This window comes from Stenotrophomonas sp. GQ19 (genome assembly GCF_059758695.1).
Map to the genome: position 1 here is coordinate 355,815 of NZ_JCAXES010000001.1, position 18,598 is coordinate 374,412.

Consider the following 18,598-nt stretch of genomic DNA (forward strand, 5'->3'; position numbering starts at 1 on the left):
CCTGCCGCCGGAGTAGAACATGTTCAGTAAAGACCTCGAACACACCATCGGTCAGTGCTACAAGCGCGCCCGTGAGGCCCGGCATGAATTCATGACGGTGGAACACCTGCTGCTGGCACTGCTCGACAACCCGTCCGCCCAAGCCGTGCTGAAGGCATGCGGGGCCGACGCCGAGCGCCTGCGCCAGGAGCTGGAGCAGGCCATCGAGGCCTCGGTCTCGCGCCTGGCCGAAGATGATGGCCGCGACACCCAGCCCACGCTTGGCTTCCAGCGTGTGCTGCAGCGGGCCGTGTACCACGTGCAGTCCTCGGGCAAGAAGGAAGTGACCGGCGCCAACGTGCTGGTGGCCATCTTCGGCGAAAAGGATTCCCACGCGGTCTATTACCTCAACCAGCAGGACGTGACCCGGCTGGATATCGTCAATTACCTGTCCCATGGCATCGCCAAGCTGGGCGAAGACGGCGAAGTGCCGCCAGCGGCCGATGGTGAAGGCCGCGCCGAGGGCGGCGAGGGCGAAGGCAAGGGCGATGCGCTGGCCGAGTTTGCCAGCAACCTCAACGAGGCCGCCCGCAACGGCCGGATCGACCCGCTGGTGGGCCGTCGCGATGAAATCGAGCGCACCATCCAGGTGCTGTGCCGCCGCCGCAAGAACAACCCGCTCTACGTGGGCGAGGCCGGCGTGGGCAAGACCGCCATCGCCGAAGGCCTGGCCAAGCGCATCGTCGAAGGTTCGGTGCCCGACGTGCTGGCCGATGCGATCATCTACTCGCTCGACCTGGGCGCACTGGTGGCCGGCACCAAGTACCGGGGCGACTTCGAAAAGCGCCTCAAGGGTGTGCTGACCGCGCTGAAGAAGATGCCCAATGCGGTGCTGTTCATCGATGAGATCCACACCATCATCGGTGCCGGGTCGGCGTCGGGCGGCACCATGGATGCCTCCAACCTGATCAAGCCGGCCCTGGCGTCGGGCGAGCTGCGCTGCATCGGCTCGACCACCTTCCAGGAATACCGCGGCATCTTCGAGAAGGATCGCGCGCTGGCGCGGCGCTTCCAGAAGATCGACATCGTCGAGCCGACCGTGGGCGAAACCTACGAGATCCTGCAGGGCCTCAAGCCGCGTTACGAAGCGCACCACGGCGTGACCTATGCCGACGATGCGCTGCAGGCCGCGGTGGACCTGTCGGTCAAGCACATCGGTGACCGTTTGCTGCCGGACAAGGCGATCGACGTGATCGACGAAGCCGGCGCCCGCCAGCGCCTGCTACCCGAGGGCGAGCGCAAGGAGCTGATCGACATCGAGGAAATCGAAACGATCGTGGCCAAGATGGCGCGCATTCCGGCCAAGCAGGTCAGTGCCACCGACAAGGACGTGCTGCAGCACCTGGAGCGCAACCTGAAGATGGTGATCTTTGGCCAGGATCCGGCCATCGAGACGCTGTCGTCGGCGATCAAGCTGGCCCGTTCGGGCCTGGCCAACCCGGAGAAGCCGATCGGCAACTTCCTGTTCGCCGGCCCCACCGGTGTGGGCAAGACCGAGGTGACCAAGCAGCTTGCGCTGCAGTTGGGCATCGAGCTGGTCCGCTTCGACATGAGCGAGTACATGGAGCCGCATTCGATCAGTCGCCTGATCGGTGCGCCCCCGGGCTATGTCGGCTTCGACCAGGGCGGCCTGCTCACCGAGAAGATCGTCAAGACCCCGCACTGCGTGCTGCTGCTGGACGAGGTGGAAAAAGCCCATCCGGACATCTTCAACATCCTGCTGCAGGTCATGGACCGTGGCGTGCTCACCGACACCAACGGGCGCGAAGCCAACTTCAAGAACGTGGTGCTGGTGATGACCACCAACGCCGGCGCGGCCCAGGCCTCGCGGCGTTCGATCGGCTTCACCCGCCAGGATCACGCCACCGACGCGATGGAAATCCTGCGCAAGAGCTTCACGCCGGAATTCCGCAACCGCCTCGATGCGGTGGTGCAGTTCCAGCCGCTGGGCTTCGAGCACATCCTGCGCGTGGTCGACAAGTTCCTGATCGAGCTGGAGATGCTGCTGCAGGAGAAGCACGTCAGCCTGTCGGCCACGCCCACCGCGCGCGACTGGCTGGCCCGCCATGGTTTCGACCCGCTGATGGGCGCCCGCCCGATGGCGCGCGTGATCCAGGACAAGGTGAAGCGTCCGCTGGCCGACGAACTGTTGTTCGGCAAGCTGGTCAACGGTGGCCGGGTCAGCATCGACGTGCGCGACGACGAGCTGTTCGTGGAAACGCAGGCCGAACCGGAGCGCCTGCTGCCGGCAACAGTGTAAAACACGACCGTTGGTCGTGACGTGCAGCCGGTACATGAAAAGGCCCCGCAAGGGGCTTTTTCATGTCCGCCGATCCAGTGCTCAGCGCCGCGCGCGCGCCCGCGCACCGAACTGCTGCGGCGTGATCGGCTCCACCTCACTCACGGTGCACTTCTGCGTTTTGGTGCGCAGGCTGCTGACGCCGCCGCCGCACAGCTGCCCATCACGCTCGGGGGTGACAAAGCGCAGGTCCGAGGTCTGTGCGGCGCTGGTGCAGCTGTCCTTGAAGCGCACGACGTAGTGCTGGTCGGCGTTGCGCAGCAGGATGTCGCGGTCGGCGCCGGCGCGCACGATCTGCTGGTCGGCCGACAGCGTGATGCATGCGGTGTCGGCGGCGGGCGCCGGTTCGGCGGCCTGGGTCGCAGTGGCAAGACAGGTGCAGGCCAGCAGGCTGAGCAGGGACAGGGTCTTCATGGCAGGGGCCGGGGGATGGCGATCCGGATTGGATCGGCAACCAGAGTGTCGGGTGCCGCGCCAGTGCGAATCTGCGTCAAGGCAGCCTTACCGATGTCAGGGTGCACAGGGTCAGGGTGTCGCTTGGCAGGGGGGTGGCCGCTTTATCGCGGCCACGCAAAAAGGCCAGCTCCTGGCTGGCCTTCTGGCGGGGCTTCTGTTGGGAAGCCGCCCCGAACCGCTTACTTCATGCGGTACGTGATACGACCCTTGGTCAGGTCGTAGGGCGTCATTTCGACCTTGACACGGTCGCCCGTCAGGATGCGGATGTAGTTCTTGCGCATGCGGCCGGAGATGTGGGCGATGATTTCATGCCCATTTTCCAGTCGTACGCGGAAAGTGGTGTTCGGCAGCGTCTCGCTGACGGTGCCTTCGAACTCGATGGAGTCGTCTTTCGACATGTAGTCCTGTGCAGTTCTGTAAACGGCCGAGCTGGCCTTAAGAGCGGGCATTTTACGCGCGTTCGCCCGTTCATGCAAAGTTTGCGTTAAGCGGCCCGATTTACCAGCGATTCACCCGCCGCGCACCCGGCACTTCCGGCCGCTCGCCGGCTCCCCGCGATCCCGAGCGATCACCGGTAGTGCCGGCCGCTGGCCGGCTCCTCCTGTTCTCGACCGCGCCAGGTACTTCCGGCCGCTGGCCGGCTCCTCAGGATTCCTGGCTTGCCAGCACCGCCGCCGCCATCTCACCAAACGCCGTCGTCCAGCTCCCCACCGCCGCATCCATCCGCACCTGCTCCCGCACCAGCGCCAGAAAGCGCTCACGCGGCCAGTGTTCGGCGCCCATGCTCAGCAGATGATCGTTCTCCACCTGGGCATCGATCAGTGGCCAGCCCCACTGTGCCAAACGGTGGGCCAATGCGGCCAACGCCACTTTGGAGCCACCACTGGCGGCGCTGAACATGCTCTCCCCGAAGAACATCTGCCCGATCGCCACGCCGTAGATGCCGCCCACCAACCGCTCGCCATCGAACACTTCCACCGAATGCGCGTGCCCCATTCGGTGCAGGGCCACATACGCGTCGCGCATCCCATCGGTGATCCACGTCCCGTCCTGGCCCGGGCGGAAACTGCCCGCGCAGGCGGCGATCACCTCGGCAAAGCACGTGTCGGCACGTACCACCCACGGGCTGGCACGCAGGCTGCGGCGGAACCGCGACGACAGGTGCACGCCGTCGGTGCGGAACACCATGCGCGGGTCCGGCGACCACCACAGTAGTGGCTGCCCGTCGGAAAACCACGGGAACACGCCGCCGGCATAGGCATTGAGCAGCCGCACCGGCGTCAGGTCGCCACCGACGGCCAACAAACCATCCGGTTCGCGCAACGCGGTCTCGGCAGGAGGGAAGGGAGCGTTGTGCGCGTCGGCCAGGCGCCAGGGATGCGAGCGGGTCATGTGGGAAGTGTAAGCGGTGGCCACGCGACCCCGGGCGTCATGCTCACGCCGCTGGCGTCCAGGCTGGCGTGAGCGGCGCTGCATTTCCCAAACGCGCGCGACCGGCTCAGACTTTGCGCCCCGTCCAGCGTGTTGCCCACTGCATGAATCCCCTGATTGACAGCATCCTGTCCCGGCATGCGCGCGATGGTCATCGCGTCGACAGCGTCAGCCCGATGCTGGACCTGGCCGAGCAGGATCCCGCCGCCCTCGAGACGCTGTTGATGCAGTCCATGCGGCGCGATTGCACGCCGGCAACATTCCTGGACCGTGCGCTGGGCTTGTTGACGGACGATCGGCTGATCGCGGTGGCCGACGCCGCATGGCGAACACTCCTGGGCGACCCGGCCCACCGACAGGCGCGCCAGATCGTGGGCTACGCGCTGTACCAGGCCTGCGATGTGCTGATCGACGACTGGGAGGCTCTGCTTGCGGTGGCCGGGCAGCAGGGATGTGCGGCGACCTACCCATGGCGCGGGCTGCCGGCGGACGTGGCTGCGCGTTGGGCGGTTGCGCTGGAGGCGGCGGAAGGGCGGGACGACGTCGACCGGGCCCTGGCGCTGGTCAAAAACGGGCGCGCAACCGTGCAGGACCGGGCGCTGTCCTATCTGGCGCGGGCGACGGGGCAGGCGGCGGACGCGTGGGCGCACGAGGCGGGAATCGATCGGACCACCGGCGCGCAACTGCACACCGACCAACCGCTGCACCTGCGTTTCGCGCCCGCACAGCGGGCGGCCCAGAGCGCGGATGCAGCGCCGTGGCGTCGGCGCCTCTGGCGGCTGCATGCCACCTGGAACCAGGGCGAATCACGCGGCCACGCCCACATGGGTGGGCATCTGCAGGCTCGCTGCGGCGTGTGTCACGCGCCGTTGCAGCGGTTGCTATCGCTGGACGCGCGGCACGTGGGCGCCACGGCCGAGGGCGTGCTTACGCTGGGCCTGTGCCTGGACTGCTGCGGCTGGAGCGGCATCGGGCCGCTCTTCTACCGGCATGCCGCCGAGGGACTTCCGCAGGCGCACCCGAGCCAGTGCCGCGATGTGCCTGCTGCGGATGTCGAGGGGGGCGGGGTGCTGATGGAGGCGGACGTTGAGCTGGTGTCGCTGCCCGGGCAACGCTGGCGGGAACAGGATTGGGGGGTGTCCAACGGTGACGAAAACCTTTCGCGAGTGGGCGGTGCGCCGAGCTGGGTGCAGTCCGCGCAGTACCCCTCGTGCCCCGACTGTGGTGCGGCCATGCCAGTGGTGATGCAGCTCGACTCCGTTCTGCCCACGGTCGACGGCGGCATCCTGCTGTGGGGCAGCGGGGGCATGCTCTACACATACTGGTGCGATGGGTGCGCGGTCAGTGCGCACCTGTGGCAATGCACCTGAGGCACAACTCCCGGCGTCCGCCCGGCGGGTCTCAGGGGTCCTGCCGGAACGGACTGTGTCCGGCGAGCGTATGCGCATAGCGTGCCACCTCGTCGCGCTCGTGCTCGCACCAGTCGGCCAGCGCTTCGGCAAAGGCGGGCTCGGCCACCCAGTGCCGGCTGCGTACCGTCTGCGGCAGGAAGCCGCGCGCCAGCTTGTGCTCGCCCTGCGCGCCGGGTTCGAAATGCGCCAGGCCTTCGCGCAGGCAGTACTCGATGCCCTGGTAGTAGCAGGTTTCAAAATGCAGGCCGGGCAGGGTGGCCCCGCCCCAGTAACGTCCGTACAGCGTCGTGGTGCCGCGCAGGCAGAGCGCGCCGGCCACGGGCGCGTCGTCGATCAGGGCCAGGAAGATCACCAGCTGGCGCGGCATCCGGGCAGCCAGGTGGCGCAGGAACGGCAAGGTGAGCGCCGGTGCGTTCCCGTACTCGGCAAAGGTCTGCAGGTAGAACCCGTGCATCGCCAGCAGGTCCTCTTCGCTGGCCTCATCGCCATGCACGACCCGGTAGCTCACGCCGGTGCGGGCCAGCTTGGCGCGCTCTTGGCGGATGTTCTTGCGGTGCTTGTGGTTCATCGCCGCAAGGAATGCGCCGAACTCACGCCACTGGCCGGTGTTGTGCCATTGGAACTGGATGTCCTCGCGCAGCATCCAGCCCGGTCCGAACGCGGCATCCTCTTCGGCCGGATGGAAATTGATGTGTGCCGACGACCAGCCCATGCGCGCCACTTCAGTGCGTAGCCGCTCGGCGAGCACTGCGCGGTCGGCATCGCCACGCGCGAGCAGGCGCGGCCCGGTCACCGGCGAGTACGGCACCGCCCCCAGCCACTTCGGGAAGTAGTCCAGGCCATGGCGCGCATACGCGTTGGCCCAGGCGTGGTCGAACACGAACTCGCCATGCGAGTTGTCCTTCAGGCAGCCCGGGATGGCGGCGACCAGCGTGTCGCCCTCCCACAGCGTGAAGTGGCGGGGTCGCCAACCCCATTCCGGGCGCAGGCAGCCATGGTCTTCCAGGCCGGCCAGGAACGCGTGGCTGACAAACGGATTGCTGCCGTCATGGAGGGCATCCCAGGCGGTGGCGGGGACATCGGACAGGCGATGCAGGAAGCGTGTATCGGGCATGTGGGAAGGATAGGGCAGAGCGACGGGATGCGGGTGCGCGACGGCGCGCCACGAAAAAGGCCGACGCTTTCGCGCCGGCCTTTTCCTTTCAAGCGGTTGGGGCCGGAATCAGCTGGCCATGCCCTTTGCATCCAGATACCGCTCGGCGTCCAGCGCGGCCATGCAGCCGAAACCGGCCGAGGTGATCGCCTGGCGGTAGTGCTGGTCGGCCACGTCGCCGGCGGCGAACACGCCCTCCACCGAGGTCTGGGTGGCGTTGCCGCCCAGGCCCGAACGGATGTCCAGGTAGCCGTTGTTCATGGTCAGCTGGCCGTCGAACAGGCTGGTGTTGGGGTGGTGACCAATGGCCACGAAGAAGCCGTGCGCCTCGATGTCGCGGGTGCTGCCGTCCAGGGTCGACTTGACGCGCACGCCGGTGACGCCGGCCTCGTTGCCCAGCACTTCGTCCACCTGGTGGTGCCACACGGTCTCGATCTTGCCGGCGGCCACCTTGGCAAACAGCTTGTCCTGCATGATCTTCTCCGCCTTGAGGGTGTCGCGGCGGTGGACCAGGTAGACCTTGCGGGCGATGTTGGACAGGTACAGGGCCTCTTCCACGGCGGTGTTGCCGCCGCCCACCACGACCACGTCCTGGTCACGATAGAAGAAGCCGTCGCAGGTGGCGCAGGCGGAGACGCCGCGGCCCTTGAATTCCTCTTCGGTCGGAATGCCCAGGTACTTGGCGGTGGCGCCGGTGGCAATGATCAGCGCGTCGCAGGTGTACTCGGCGCTGTCGCCGATCAGCCTGAACGGACGCTGGGCCAGGTCGGCGGTGTGGATGTGGTCGAAGATCACCTCGGTCTCGAAGCGCTCGGCATGGGCCTGCATGCGCGCCATCAGGTCCGGACCCATCAGGCCATGTGCATCGCCCGGCCAGTTGTCCACTTCGGTGGTGGTCATCAGCTGGCCACCCTGCTGCAGGCCGGTGATGACCACTGGCTTGAGGTTGGCGCGGGCGGCGTAGACGGCGGCGGTCCAGCCGGCCGGGCCGGAGCCGAGGATGACGAGCTTCTGGTGGCGGGAGGGCGTGGAATTGCTCATGTAGACTCGCGTAAAGGTGACGGGATGGGGCGCCGGCGGTGCATTGCGGGACGTCCGGGACAGGTCATAGAGTGGCGGCAGGGGCAGGGCGATTCAAGGTGAACGGTGGAACGGTGGAACCTGCAGGGCGTGTGGCGGGCCCCGTGCCGGAGTTTTGACACGGGCCGGGCCGGGCGGGCATGCCCACCAGCGGTCCAGACCTACCGGGGTGCCTGCCAGTCGTTTATTATCAAGCACTAACAGTGCATTCCCAAGGTGTGGTCTAAGGTGGCGAAGCAGCTCCCGGAACGATCCAAGTCTCCTGACAGCAAACCGTCGCGCAAAGCGGCAGCCGCGCCCGCGCCTGCCGACAATCCGCGTCGCCAACGGCTGTGGCGCGACCTCGGGCTGATCGCGATCGCCCCGGCGCTGCTGTACCTGGTGGCCAGTCTGTTCACCTATTCGGCCGCCGATCCGGGCTGGTCGCATACCGGCAGCGTGGTGGCCCCGGTGCACAACATGGGCGGTCGCGTGGGCGCCTGGATCGCCGATGTGCTGCTGCAGTTGTTCGGCTACATCGCCTTCGTGCTGCCGATCGTGCTCGGCGCGCTGGCCTGGATCGCGATGTTCGGCCTCAAGCGCGAGAGCAAGGGCGAGCATGACCTGGACCCGGCGCTGCGCCTGGTCGGCCTGGTCGGTTTCCTGATTGCCGGCACCGGTTTCCTGCATGTGCGCCTGTTCACCGGTGACGTGGCCCATGCCGGCGGCATCCTGGGGCGGCTGGTCGGCAATTCGCTCAGTGCCGGTTTCGGTGCGCTGGGCGCGAACCTGTTCGTGCTGGTGCTGCTGCTGGCGTCGATCACCCTGGCCACCGGCATCTCCTGGTTCGTGGTGATGGAGAAGATCGGGCGTTGGGTGCTGGCGCTGCCGCCGCTGTTCAACAAGAAGAAAGAGCAGGCCACCGAGTGGCAGCAGACCCGCGCCATGCGCGAAGAGCGCCAGGAAGTGCGCAAGGTCGATGCCGAGGTGCGGGCCAAGCGCGAGCCGGTCAAGATCGAGCCGCGCCCTGAGCCGGTGCTGGAAAAGAGTGATCGTGCCAAGCGCGAGACCCAGATTCCGATGTTCCGCGGCGTCAACGGTGATGGCTCGGACCTGCCGCCGCTGGCGCTGCTGGATGATCCCAAGCCGCAACCCAAGGGCTACGACGAAGACACCCTTGAGACCCTGTCGCGGCAGATCGAGTTCAAGCTCAAGGACTTCCGCATCGAAGCGCAGGTGGTGGGCGCGTACCCCGGCCCGGTGATCACCCGCTTCGAGATCGAGCCGGCACCGGGGATCAAGGTCAGCCAGATCAGCTCGCTGGACAAGGACATCGCCCGCGGCCTGTCGGTCAAATCCGTGCGCGTGGTCGATGTGATCCCCGGCAAGTCGGTGGTCGGCCTGGAGATCCCCAACGTCACCCGCGAAATGATCTACCTGTCCGAACTCCTGCGCTCCAAGGAGTACGACAAGTCGGCCAGCCCGCTGACCCTGGCGCTGGGCAAGGACATCGCCGGGCGCCCGACCGTGGCCGACCTGGCGCGCATGCCGCACCTGCTGGTGGCCGGTACCACCGGTTCGGGCAAGTCGGTGGCGGTCAACGCCATGGTGCTGAGCCTGCTGTACAAGGCCTCGCCGAAAGACCTGCGGATGCTGATGATCGACCCGAAGATGCTCGAGCTGAGCGTCTACCAGGGCATCCCGCACCTGTTGGCGCCGGTGGTGACCGACATGAAGGAAGCCGCCAACGGCCTGCGCTGGTGCGTGGCCGAAATGGAGCGGCGCTACAAGTTGATGAGCGCGGTGGGCGTGCGCAACCTGGCCGGCTTCAACAAGAAGGTCAAGGACGCCGAGGACGCCGGGCAGCCGATGATGGACCCGCTGTTCAAGCCGAACCCGGAGCTGGGCGAAGCCCCGCGCCCGCTGGAGACGCTGCCGTTCATCGTGATCTTCATCGACGAATTCGCCGACATGATGATGATCGTCGGCAAGAAGGTCGAAGAACTGATCGCACGTCTGGCGCAGAAGGCCCGTGCAGCCGGCATCCACCTGATCCTGGCCACCCAGCGCCCGTCGGTGGACGTGATCACCGGCCTGATCAAGGCCAACATTCCCACCCGCATCGGCTTCCAGGTCAGTTCCAAGATCGATTCGCGCACCATCCTGGACCAGTCCGGCGCCGAAACGCTGCTGGGCCACGGCGACATGCTGTACCTGCCGCCCGGCACCGCGCTGCCGGATCGTGTGCACGGCGCGTTCGTGTCCGACGAGGAAGTGCACCGCGTGGTCGAGCACCTCAAGGCCAGCGGGCCGGCCGACTACATCAGCGGCGTGCTGGACGAAGTGCAGATGATGGGCGACGGCGTGGTGGTGGGGGCCGGCGGCCTGCCCGAAGCCAGCAGCAGTGCCGGCGATGAGTCCGACCCGCTGTATGACGAAGCGCTGCGCATCGTCACCGAAACCCGCCGCGCCTCGATCTCCGGCGTGCAGCGCCGGCTCAAGATTGGCTACAACCGCGCCGCGCGCCTCATCGAAGCGATGGAAATGGCCGGTGTGGTCAGTCCGCCCGAACACAACGGCGACCGCAGCGTGCTCGCGCCGCCACCCCCCAAGTAGAGCCGGGCGCTGCCCGGCTGCTCCATCCGCGGGCGCCGTCCGGCTGTTCCATCCCCGCGCTCTGCCCAGCTGCGTCACCGCCGGCTCAGTCACCGGTACCCTCGTCCCAAGGAAGCGCAATGAAGCCGATGGTCTGGTGGGTGGTGGGCGGGCTGGCGCTGATGGCGACCGCCGCGCATGCCGGTGTGACGCCGGCAGTCCCGGCCGCGTCCCCGGCTGCAGCGGCGCCAGTGGAGCAGGGCGCCGACGCGCAGGCCAGCAACAACTTCAGTTTCGTGCGCTATCGCGCCGACTATGCCGTGCGCCCCGATGCGGGCAACGTGCAGACCGAAGAGTACGAGATCCTGCTCAAGACCAAGGCGGCCGTCGAGCAGTTCAGCCAGGTGCGCCTGAGCTACAGCGAAAAGATGGAGACGCTGGACGTGCTGGCGGCCTATACGCTGACCGCCGACGGCCAGCGCCGCGACGTGCCGGCCGATCGCATCTATACCCAGGAAAGCTACTCCAGCGCGGCTGCGGCCATGTATGCCGACCGCAAGGTGCGGGTGGTGGTGTTTCCGAACCTGGCCCCCGGCACGCGGGTGGTGTACCAGACCCGGCGGACGCAGAACACGCCGTACTTCCCGGGCTATTTCGGTCTGTGGGAAACCTTCAGCGTGTTCACCCAGTACGACGACGCACGGGTCACGCTGTCGGCGCCTGCCGCCATGCCGATGTTCGTGCAGCAACGCGGCGTGCAGGGCAGTGACACCCCCATCATCCGTGACGGGCAGGCGCACTGGGAGTGGCAGTACCAGCGGCCCACGCCGATGCAGGCGCAGAACTGGTCGGCGGCCGCCTGGGAGTTCAGCCCGACCATCATGGCCAGCACCTACCGCGACTGGGCCCAGGTGGCCCGTGCCTACCAGCTCAAGGGCGGCGAGGCGGCGAAGGTGACGCCCGGCATCCAGGCGCTGGCCGACCAGCTCACCGCCGGCATCGCCGACCGTCGGGAGCAGGCCGCCGCGCTGTATCGCTGGGTGTCGCAGAACATCCGCTACGTGGCGGTGTATCTGGGCAACGGCGGGCTGGAGCCGAACCCGGCGCAGAGCATCCTCGACAACCACTACGGCGACTGCAAGGACCACGTGGTGATCCTGGAAGCCCTGCTGGCAGCGCGCGGCATCCAGAGCACGCCGGTGCTGATCGGCGCCGGCGGCGGACCGACCCTGCCGGCGATCCCGCTGCTGGGGCGTTTCAATCACGCCATCACCTACATCCCCGAATTCGATCTGTACCTGGATTCCACCAGCGCCTATGCCCGCTTTGGCCAGTTGCCCGATGGCGACCTTGGCGCGCCGGTACTGCTGACCCGCCAGGCCACCGTGGCGCGCACGCCGGAAAACGATGCATCGCGCAACGGCAACGGGCTGGAGGTGGGCTTCCGCTTCGATGCGGCCGGCAACCTGAGCGGGCAGACCGTGCAGCAGCCCAGCGAAATCAGCGAGATCGGCATGCGCGGTTCCTTTGCCCGCCTCAACGCACAGAACCGCGCCCGGGTGGAGGAGTCGATCATGGCCTCGTCCGGGTTCGACGGCAGCGGCACGTTGACCCTGCTGGGGGATCCGCAGGATCTGACCCGGCCGTTCAACTACCGCTACGACTTCCATGCCAGTGACTACGTGGATTTCGGTGCGGTCGGTGGCATGCCGCTGCCGGATGCGCCCGGGGGCGAATCGTTCCGCGACATCTACACCACCACCTCGGCACCGACCAACGACACCCCGTTCTACTGCACCGACAGCCTGCGCGAGGAAACCTACCGGCTGCAGTTCCCGGCCGGCGTGCCGATCGTGGCCATCCCCCGCAGCCAGCAGTTCCGCAATGCCGCCGGTGAGTACCGGCTGGACTGGACCCGCGACGGCCAGGTCATCACCGCCCACCATCGTCTGCACCAGCGGGCAGTACGCGGGCCGCAGGCGCTGTGCGAAGCGCAGGATTACCCGGCCTTCCGCGCGCTCTACCAGCAGGTCCGGCGCGGGTTCCGCGGCCAGGTGGTGTATGGCGACCTGAAGACGGTCCAGGTCAGTCCCTGACCCTGCGCCACCGGTAGGCGGGCGCAGCTGCGCGGCGCATACTATGCCTGATCGCCCATTCAGGTTTGGCTGGGCACACTGCACTCCATCCTTCCCATCTGTTCGGATACCTCGCATGCACACCACTTTCCGTCGCTACCTGGTTGCCGCCACCCTGGTCATGGCCAGTGTGGGCTCAGCGTCTGCCTGGGCCGGTGCCCGTGATGAGCTCAACCGCTTCACCCAGGGCCTGAAGGGCCTGGACGGGCAGTTCAGCCAGCAGGTGTTCGACAGCAAGGGCAAGGTCAAGGAAAACACCAGCGGCCGGGTCGCGCTGTCGGCGCCGCGCCTGTTCCGCTGGGAGTACATCAAGCCGCACGAACAGCTGATCGTGGCCGACGGCAAAAAGGTGTGGGTGTACGAGCCGGACCTGGAGCAGGCCACCGTGCGTGCACAGGGCGCCGAAGAGCAGAACAGTCCGCTGACCGCGCTGATCAACCCGGCATTGCTGGACAAGCAGTACGACGTCAGTGAAGAGGCGGCCACCCGCGACGGCCTGCAGTGGCTCGCGCTGAGCCCCAAGCGTGAAACCGACACCGCCTTCCAGTACGCCGCCCTGGGCTTCAACGCGCAGGGCCTGGCCCGCATGGAAGTGGTGGACGCCGTTGGCCAGCGCACCGTGATCACCTTCACCGGCTGGAAGCGCAACCCGGGCTTCGCCGCGGGCACCTTCAGCTTCGCGCCGCCCAAGGGCACCGACGTCATCGGCCAGTAGAGCCGGGCTCTGCCCGGCCGCTCCGCTTGGCAGGTACGCGCGAAAGGCAGCGACGTAGAGCCGGGCTCTGCCCGGCTTGGCAGGTACGCGCGAAAGGCAGCCGGGCAGAGCCCGGCGCTACGGGCGGGTCGATGCATGGCCGGCCACGGTAGAATAGGCGCGTGGCCAGAAATCGAACGACATTCAATGGGCCCGATCTGCTGACCGTGGATCGGGACAACATGCGTCCGCTCGCCGAGCGGATGCGCCCGCAGACGCTGGACGAGATGGTGGGGCAGAAGCGCCTGCTCGCGCCCGGTAGTGCATTGCGCCGCGCGGTCGAGTCCGGGCATGTGCACTCGATGATCCTGTGGGGGCCGCCGGGCTGCGGCAAAACCACCCTGGCGCTGCTGCTGGCGCATTACGCCGATGCCGAATTCCGCGCCATCTCGGCCGTGCTGTCCGGGCTGCCCGACGTGCGTCAGGTGCTGGCCGAAGCGGCGCAGCGGTTCGCCGAGGGGCGCCGCACGGTGCTGTTCGTGGACGAGGTGCACCGCTTCAACAAGGCCCAGCAGGATGCGTTCCTGCCGCATATCGAGCGCGGCACCATCGTGTTCGTTGGCGCCACCACCGAAAACCCGTCGTTCGAGCTGAACTCGGCGCTGCTGTCGCGTTGCCGTGTGCATGTGCTTGAAGCGGTGTCGCCGGCCGATATCGTGGAGGCGCTGGAGCGCGCGCTGGACGATGCCGAGCGCGGGCTGGCGGCCGAGCCGGTGCAGGTGGCGGCCGAGTCGCTGCTGGAAATCGCCACCGCCGCCGATGGCGACGTGCGCCGCGCACTGACCCTGCTCGAAATTGCCGCGGAACTGGCTGGCGGTGACGGCGGCAGGATCAGCCCGGAGATGCTGCAGCAGGTGCTGGCCGACCGCACGCGGCGGTTCGACAAGGGCGGCGAGCAGTTCTACGACCAGATCTCGGCGCTGCACAAGTCCGTGCGCAGCTCCAACCCCGACGCCGCGCTGTACTGGCTGACGCGCATGCTGGACGGTGGCTGCGACCCGTCCTACCTGGCCAGGCGCCTGACCCGCATGGCGATCGAGGATATCGGCCTGGCCGACCCGCGCGCGCAGTCGATGGCACTGGAAGCCTGGGACATCTACGAACGACTGGGCAGCCCCGAAGGTGAACTGGCCTTCGCCCAGCTGGTGCTGTACCTGGCCAGCACCGCCAAGTCCAACGCCGGCTATGCCGCCTTCAACCAGGCCAAGGCCGACGTCCGCGACAGCGGCACCGAAGAGGTGCCCCTGCACCTGCGCAACGCGCCGACCAAGCTGATGAAGAACCTCGGCTACGGCGCGGCGTACCAGTACGACCACGACGTGGAAGGCGGCATCGCGCTGGACCAGACCGGGTTCCCGGATGCACTGGGTGAGCGCGTGTATTACCAGCCGGTCGCGCGCGGACTGGAAATCAAGCTGAAGGAAAAGCTGGACCGGCTGCGTGCCGCGCGCGAGCAGGCGCGCGCCGACAAGGGCGGGCAGTGATGGACGGCCTTACCCTCTGGTGGCAGCAGTTGGGGCTGGTGATGGCCGGGGGAGCGCTGGGCGCGGCGCTGCGCTTCATGATCGGCGACGCCATGCTGCGCCAGTTCGGGCACGGGTTTCCGTGGGGAACATTGACCGCCAACCTGGTCGGCGCGTTCGCCGCCGGCTACCTGATGATGTGGCTGCAGACTCGCGGCAGCCAGGCAGCCTATTGGCGCGCGTTCCTGATCGTGGGGCTGCTGGGCGGGCTCACCACGTTCTCGGCCTTGATGATGGAAACTCTTGTGTTTGCGCGCGGCGGGCGCGGCGCGATGGTGCCGCTGTATCTGGGCGTCACCTTGATGGGCGGGATGGTGCTGGTGTGGCTGGGTGCGCGCCTTGCCGAAGCGGCGCGCTGAAGGCAAAACGCAGAAAGCCGCGCAAAAGGCTGGATTAAAGTGATGTCTCACGATATCGTGCGCGCCCCCGTTTGCATCTTCGTCCGTCATGCGCGATGAACAAGACCCCGGCACCCTGGAGCTGATGCTGCCGCGCAAGCGCGGCCGTCCGCCCACGTTCGGCTATGCGATGACCGATGCACAGCGCGCGGCACGCTACCGTGCGCGTCGCGCCGGTCAGGCCGATCACGCCGATGTGCGCAGCTGCAGCGACATGGTGCTGCTGGACAAGATCCGCGCGGCGATCAGCAGCAAAGATCCGGAATTGACCGGGTTTCTGGTGCACGTGCTGTGGCAGCGGTATCCGCTGCAGCTCAAGTAACGCGCGAACGCGGCAGCGCACCGGCGTGTGCACGCAGATGGGCAAGCAGCCGATCAGCGTCGAGCCAGTCGGTGGGCGTTTCCAGTGGCGCCTCGTGCAGGTCCGCAGCGGTATCGGCCAGCGCCTCACGTCCCAGCATGCGCAGCACCCCGGTCAGCCGATGCGCATGCCGGCGCAGGGCGGCGACCTGTCGCTGGTCGCGGGCCTGCTGCAGCGCCAACAATTCCTCCTGCAGTGCGTGCACGTACGGCGCCCACATCGGGTCATTGTTGTCCACGGCCTGGCTGCCGTTTGACCCCGGCGTCACCTCCACATCCAGCACTGCCAGCAGCTGCGCCGGGTCCAGCGGCTTGTACAGCACCGCGTCCATGCCGCTGGCACGGCATCGCTGGACATGCGCGGGTGAGCTGGACCCTGAGAATGCCAGCAGGCGCGCCGGCGGGCCGGGCTGCAGCGCCTCGGCGTCGCGCAGCAGGGTCGCCAGCTGGTAGCCGCTCATGTCCTTCAGGTCGCAGTCGATCAATACCACCATGCTCGGTGCGGCACGCTGCGCGCGCAGGGCGCTTGCAGCATCGGCGCATGTCTGGACGGTGGCGCCCAGCGCGCTGAGCTGTCGTGCAACGAACGTCCGGGTCAGCGGGTGGTCTTCGACCAGCAGCAGGGTGCAGCCTGCCAACGGGGCGGCAGGCGCAGCCGGCACCGGAGGCGGGGCCGAGGTGGGAAGACAGACGTCGAATCGACTGCCCTGGCCGGGTGCGCTGTGCAGTGCGATCCGGCCCTGCAGTGCGTTCACCAGGTCCCGACAGATCGACAGCCCCAGCCCTGCGCCGCCGGCGTCGGGCGCGTGGTCCGCATGAGCCTGCGCAAATGGCTTGAACACGCTGGCCTGGCGTTCGGCGGGAATGCCGATGCCGGTGTCGCTGATGGTCAGCTGCAGCTCGGTGCCGCCGGCGCGCCGCTGCACCGACAGGGCGACGTCAATGCGGCCCTGTGCGGTGAACTTCAACGCATTGCCCAGCAGGTTGTTGAGGATCTGGCGGAGTGCGGCGGCATCGATCCACAGCAGAGGCAGTGGATCCGGGTTCAGCGCCAGGTCCAGCTGCAGCCCCTTGGCGTGGACGCTGGGGCGTACGGCGGCGACGCAGTCGTTGGCCAGTTGTTGGACGTCATGCCAGTCCGGCGCCGGCCGGAACTGCCCGGCGGCCATCCGCGAGTAGTCCAGTGCATGGCCCAGCAGGTGGCGCAGGCCGGTGCCGGCGGTGCGCGCCGCGTTGACCAGTTGGCGCTGGCCCGGATCCAGGCCGGACTGGCTCAGCAGGTCCACCGACGCCACCAGCGCCTGTGCAGCGTTGCGCACCTCGTGGCTCATCACCCCGATGAAGCGCGCCTGCCGGCGCTCGTTGCGCTGCGCGGACTGCTGGGTGCGCAGCAGCCAGAAGGCGGCCACCAACAGCAGCGACATCAGCGCGCCGGCCGCCAGCACCTGCCACTGGTAGTGCCGGATCAAGATGCCCAGCGGCGGAATGCTGAGGTAGGTGGTGCGGGCCAGGCGCTGCAGCACCTGGGCATGCTGCTGCGGGGTGATCGCCTGCATTGCCGCATCGATCTCATCGATCATTCCGTGATCGGCGCGGCGCGCCACCAGGTGGATCGAGGCGGGCAGGTCGTCCGGGGCGCTGTGCAGCAGCAGGCTGTCGAATTCCCGGCGGACCAGCGGCCGCATCAGTACGTCCAGCCCGAGCGCGGCGTCGGTAACACCGGTTTCCACCGCCGACAGGGCATCCGGCAGGTCGGCCACCGCGATCACCTGCAGTTGCGGATAGTGCCGGCTCAGCCAGGTGACATAGCGGCTGCCCCGGACCACCGCGATGCGATGGGGCGCGCCGTCGCCCAGTACCACCTGCGCCCGCTGTGCGTGCCGGCTGGCCAGCAGCGCCTCGCCGCGGTAGTAGGCGGGCGAGGTGGCCAGTGCACACGGCGGCTGCTCGGGCGGCCCGACCATCAGCATCAGGTCGGCGCGGTCTTCGCACAATGCCTGCACGGCTGCCCAGCTGGAGGGCTGCATGTGCTCGTCGAAGCGCAGCCCCGTCTGCGCCGTGACCAATGCGGCGTAGCCGTGCGCCAGGCTGGCGTGGCGGGTGGGCATGGCTTCGCGCGAGAGCGTGCGGTACTGGCCTGGGTCAAGTGCCACCCGCACCGTGCGTGGCGCGGCGGTGGCGGTGGCGGTGGCGGTCAGCGGTGCGGCCAGCAGCGCGATCACCAGCAGGCAGTGCCAGCGGCCGTTCATAGCGGGGCCAGCTGCGGGCGCAGGGTGAACAGGTCGCGATCGCTGCGCAGGCCCAGCTTGCGGAACGCCGCGTGCTTCTGGGTGCTGATGGTCTTGATGCTGCGATGGCGGTGCAGGGCGATCTCGCTCACGGTCAGGCCGGACAGGCACAAGCGCAGTACGTCGCGCTCGCTGCGTGACAGGGTGGCATCGGGAAGTGCCTGGCCGAATTCGGCCGGCACCCTGCAGCCGCCCTTGGCCACCTGCGCGACGGCATCGGACAGGGCATCCAGGCGCTCGGTCTTGGTCACCATGCCGGCCGCGCCAACGCGCAGCACCGCCGACAGCAGCACGCGGCTGGCATGTGCGGTGAACAGCAGCAGGCGGACGGCGGGGAAGCGTTCCCGGAGCAATGCCACCAGGTCCTTGCCGGCCAGGTCATCGCTGGCCAGTGTGTAGTCGACTACCGCCACGTCCACCGGCATGCGCCCCAGGGTGGCGATCAGGTCGTTGCTATGTGCGTGGCTGCCGACGACGTCGAAGCGGGGGTCGGAGGAAAGGTGGACGAAGCTGCCGTGCCGGACAACATCGTGGTCGTCGAGCAGGGCGATCTTCAAGGTGCAGGGGGTGGCCTGTCCGCTCATGGGATCTGTTTGCTGTTGGACAAAGGAAAGCACGCGACGGAGAGTGTTTAGGAATTCTCCTCGCTTGGCTGTGCGGCAATACCGCTTCATTGCGCATTTGCGACGATTCCTA

General features: G+C 67.7%; 15 protein-coding genes. 8 read left to right on the forward strand and 7 right to left on the reverse strand.

Features of this window, described 5'->3' with window-relative positions:
• The first annotated feature begins 19 nt into the window (after window positions 1-19).
• Window positions 20-2,299 (forward strand): ATP-dependent Clp protease ATP-binding subunit ClpA, encoded by a 2,280-nt coding sequence (gene clpA, locus AC6CHL_RS01500; protein ID WP_137189450.1) that lies wholly within the window; start codon window positions 20-22, stop codon window positions 2,297-2,299.
• An 81-nt stretch (window positions 2,300-2,380) separates the two neighbouring features.
• Here clpA and AC6CHL_RS01505 read toward each other — a convergent pair whose 3' ends face one another.
• The 3 genes from AC6CHL_RS01505 to aat all read right to left on the reverse strand — a co-directional run bounded on the left by AC6CHL_RS01505 (window position 2,381) and on the right by aat (window position 4,186).
• A complete protein-coding gene (locus AC6CHL_RS01505; RefSeq protein ID WP_498292960.1) occupies window positions 2,381-2,752 on the reverse strand; it encodes a hypothetical protein in 372 nt (123 codons plus the stop codon).
• A gap of 221 nt (window positions 2,753-2,973) precedes the next feature.
• Window positions 2,974-3,192, reverse strand: a complete 219-nt coding sequence (infA, locus tag AC6CHL_RS01510) for a translation initiation factor IF-1 (RefSeq protein WP_005409596.1) — start codon at window positions 3,190-3,192, stop codon at window positions 2,974-2,976.
• Between the two features lie 247 nt (window positions 3,193-3,439).
• Window positions 3,440-4,186, reverse strand: a complete 747-nt coding sequence (gene aat, locus AC6CHL_RS01515) for a leucyl/phenylalanyl-tRNA--protein transferase (protein ID WP_498292968.1) — start codon at window positions 4,184-4,186, stop codon at window positions 3,440-3,442.
• 143 nt (window positions 4,187-4,329) lie between these two features.
• Between aat and AC6CHL_RS01520 the strand changes: the two genes are divergently transcribed.
• Window positions 4,330-5,595, forward strand: coding sequence for a hypothetical protein (locus AC6CHL_RS01520; protein ID WP_498292970.1), 1,266 nt, complete (start codon window positions 4,330-4,332; stop codon window positions 5,593-5,595).
• A 31-nt stretch (window positions 5,596-5,626) separates the two neighbouring features.
• Here AC6CHL_RS01520 and AC6CHL_RS01525 read toward each other — a convergent pair whose 3' ends face one another.
• Window positions 5,627-6,751, reverse strand: a complete 1,125-nt coding sequence (locus AC6CHL_RS01525) for a GNAT family N-acetyltransferase (RefSeq protein WP_498292972.1) — start codon at window positions 6,749-6,751, stop codon at window positions 5,627-5,629.
• A gap of 108 nt (window positions 6,752-6,859) precedes the next feature.
• Window positions 6,860-7,831: a thioredoxin-disulfide reductase gene (gene trxB, locus AC6CHL_RS01530; protein WP_141058072.1), complete on the reverse strand. Its 972-nt coding sequence runs from the start codon at window positions 7,829-7,831 to the stop codon at window positions 6,860-6,862.
• Between the two features lie 267 nt (window positions 7,832-8,098).
• Here trxB and AC6CHL_RS01535 point away from each other — a divergent pair, with 267 nt between their 5' ends.
• The 6 genes from AC6CHL_RS01535 to AC6CHL_RS01560 all read left to right on the forward strand — a co-directional run bounded on the left by AC6CHL_RS01535 (window position 8,099) and on the right by AC6CHL_RS01560 (window position 15,576).
• Entirely contained in the window at window positions 8,099-10,465 is a 2,367-nt protein-coding gene (locus AC6CHL_RS01535) for a DNA translocase FtsK (RefSeq protein WP_038688381.1), read from the forward strand.
• 119 nt (window positions 10,466-10,584) lie between these two features.
• Window positions 10,585-12,540, forward strand: a complete 1,956-nt coding sequence (locus AC6CHL_RS01540) for a DUF3857 domain-containing protein (protein ID WP_498292975.1) — start codon at window positions 10,585-10,587, stop codon at window positions 12,538-12,540.
• A 115-nt stretch (window positions 12,541-12,655) separates the two neighbouring features.
• The gene (lolA, locus tag AC6CHL_RS01545; protein WP_463600935.1) at window positions 12,656-13,294 is read left to right on the forward strand and encodes an outer membrane lipoprotein periplasmic chaperone LolA; all 639 of its coding nucleotides are present in this window, start codon (window positions 12,656-12,658) and stop codon (window positions 13,292-13,294) included.
• Between the two features lie 221 nt (window positions 13,295-13,515).
• A complete protein-coding gene (locus AC6CHL_RS01550) occupies window positions 13,516-14,817 on the forward strand; it encodes a replication-associated recombination protein A (protein ID WP_244880110.1) in 1,302 nt (433 codons plus the stop codon).
• On the forward strand, window positions 14,817-15,215 hold the full coding sequence (gene crcB / locus AC6CHL_RS01555) for a fluoride efflux transporter CrcB (RefSeq protein WP_498292977.1): 399 nt from the start codon (window positions 14,817-14,819) through the stop codon (window positions 15,213-15,215). Before AC6CHL_RS01550 ends, crcB begins: the two co-directional genes overlap by 1 nt.
• An 88-nt stretch (window positions 15,216-15,303) precedes the next feature.
• Window positions 15,304-15,576: a hypothetical protein gene (locus AC6CHL_RS01560; protein ID WP_038688374.1), complete on the forward strand. Its 273-nt coding sequence runs from the start codon at window positions 15,304-15,306 to the stop codon at window positions 15,574-15,576.
• Here AC6CHL_RS01560 and AC6CHL_RS01565 read toward each other — a convergent pair.
• A complete protein-coding gene (locus AC6CHL_RS01565) occupies window positions 15,569-17,863 on the reverse strand; it encodes an ATP-binding protein (RefSeq protein WP_498292979.1) in 2,295 nt (764 codons plus the stop codon). The two genes, AC6CHL_RS01560 and AC6CHL_RS01565, sit on opposite strands and share 8 nt — an antisense overlap.
• The gene (locus AC6CHL_RS01570; protein ID WP_498292981.1) at window positions 17,860-18,486 is read right to left on the reverse strand and encodes a response regulator; all 627 of its coding nucleotides are present in this window, start codon (window positions 18,484-18,486) and stop codon (window positions 17,860-17,862) included. Before AC6CHL_RS01570 ends, AC6CHL_RS01565 begins: the two co-directional genes overlap by 4 nt.
• Window positions 18,487-18,598: the final 112 nt, after the last annotated feature.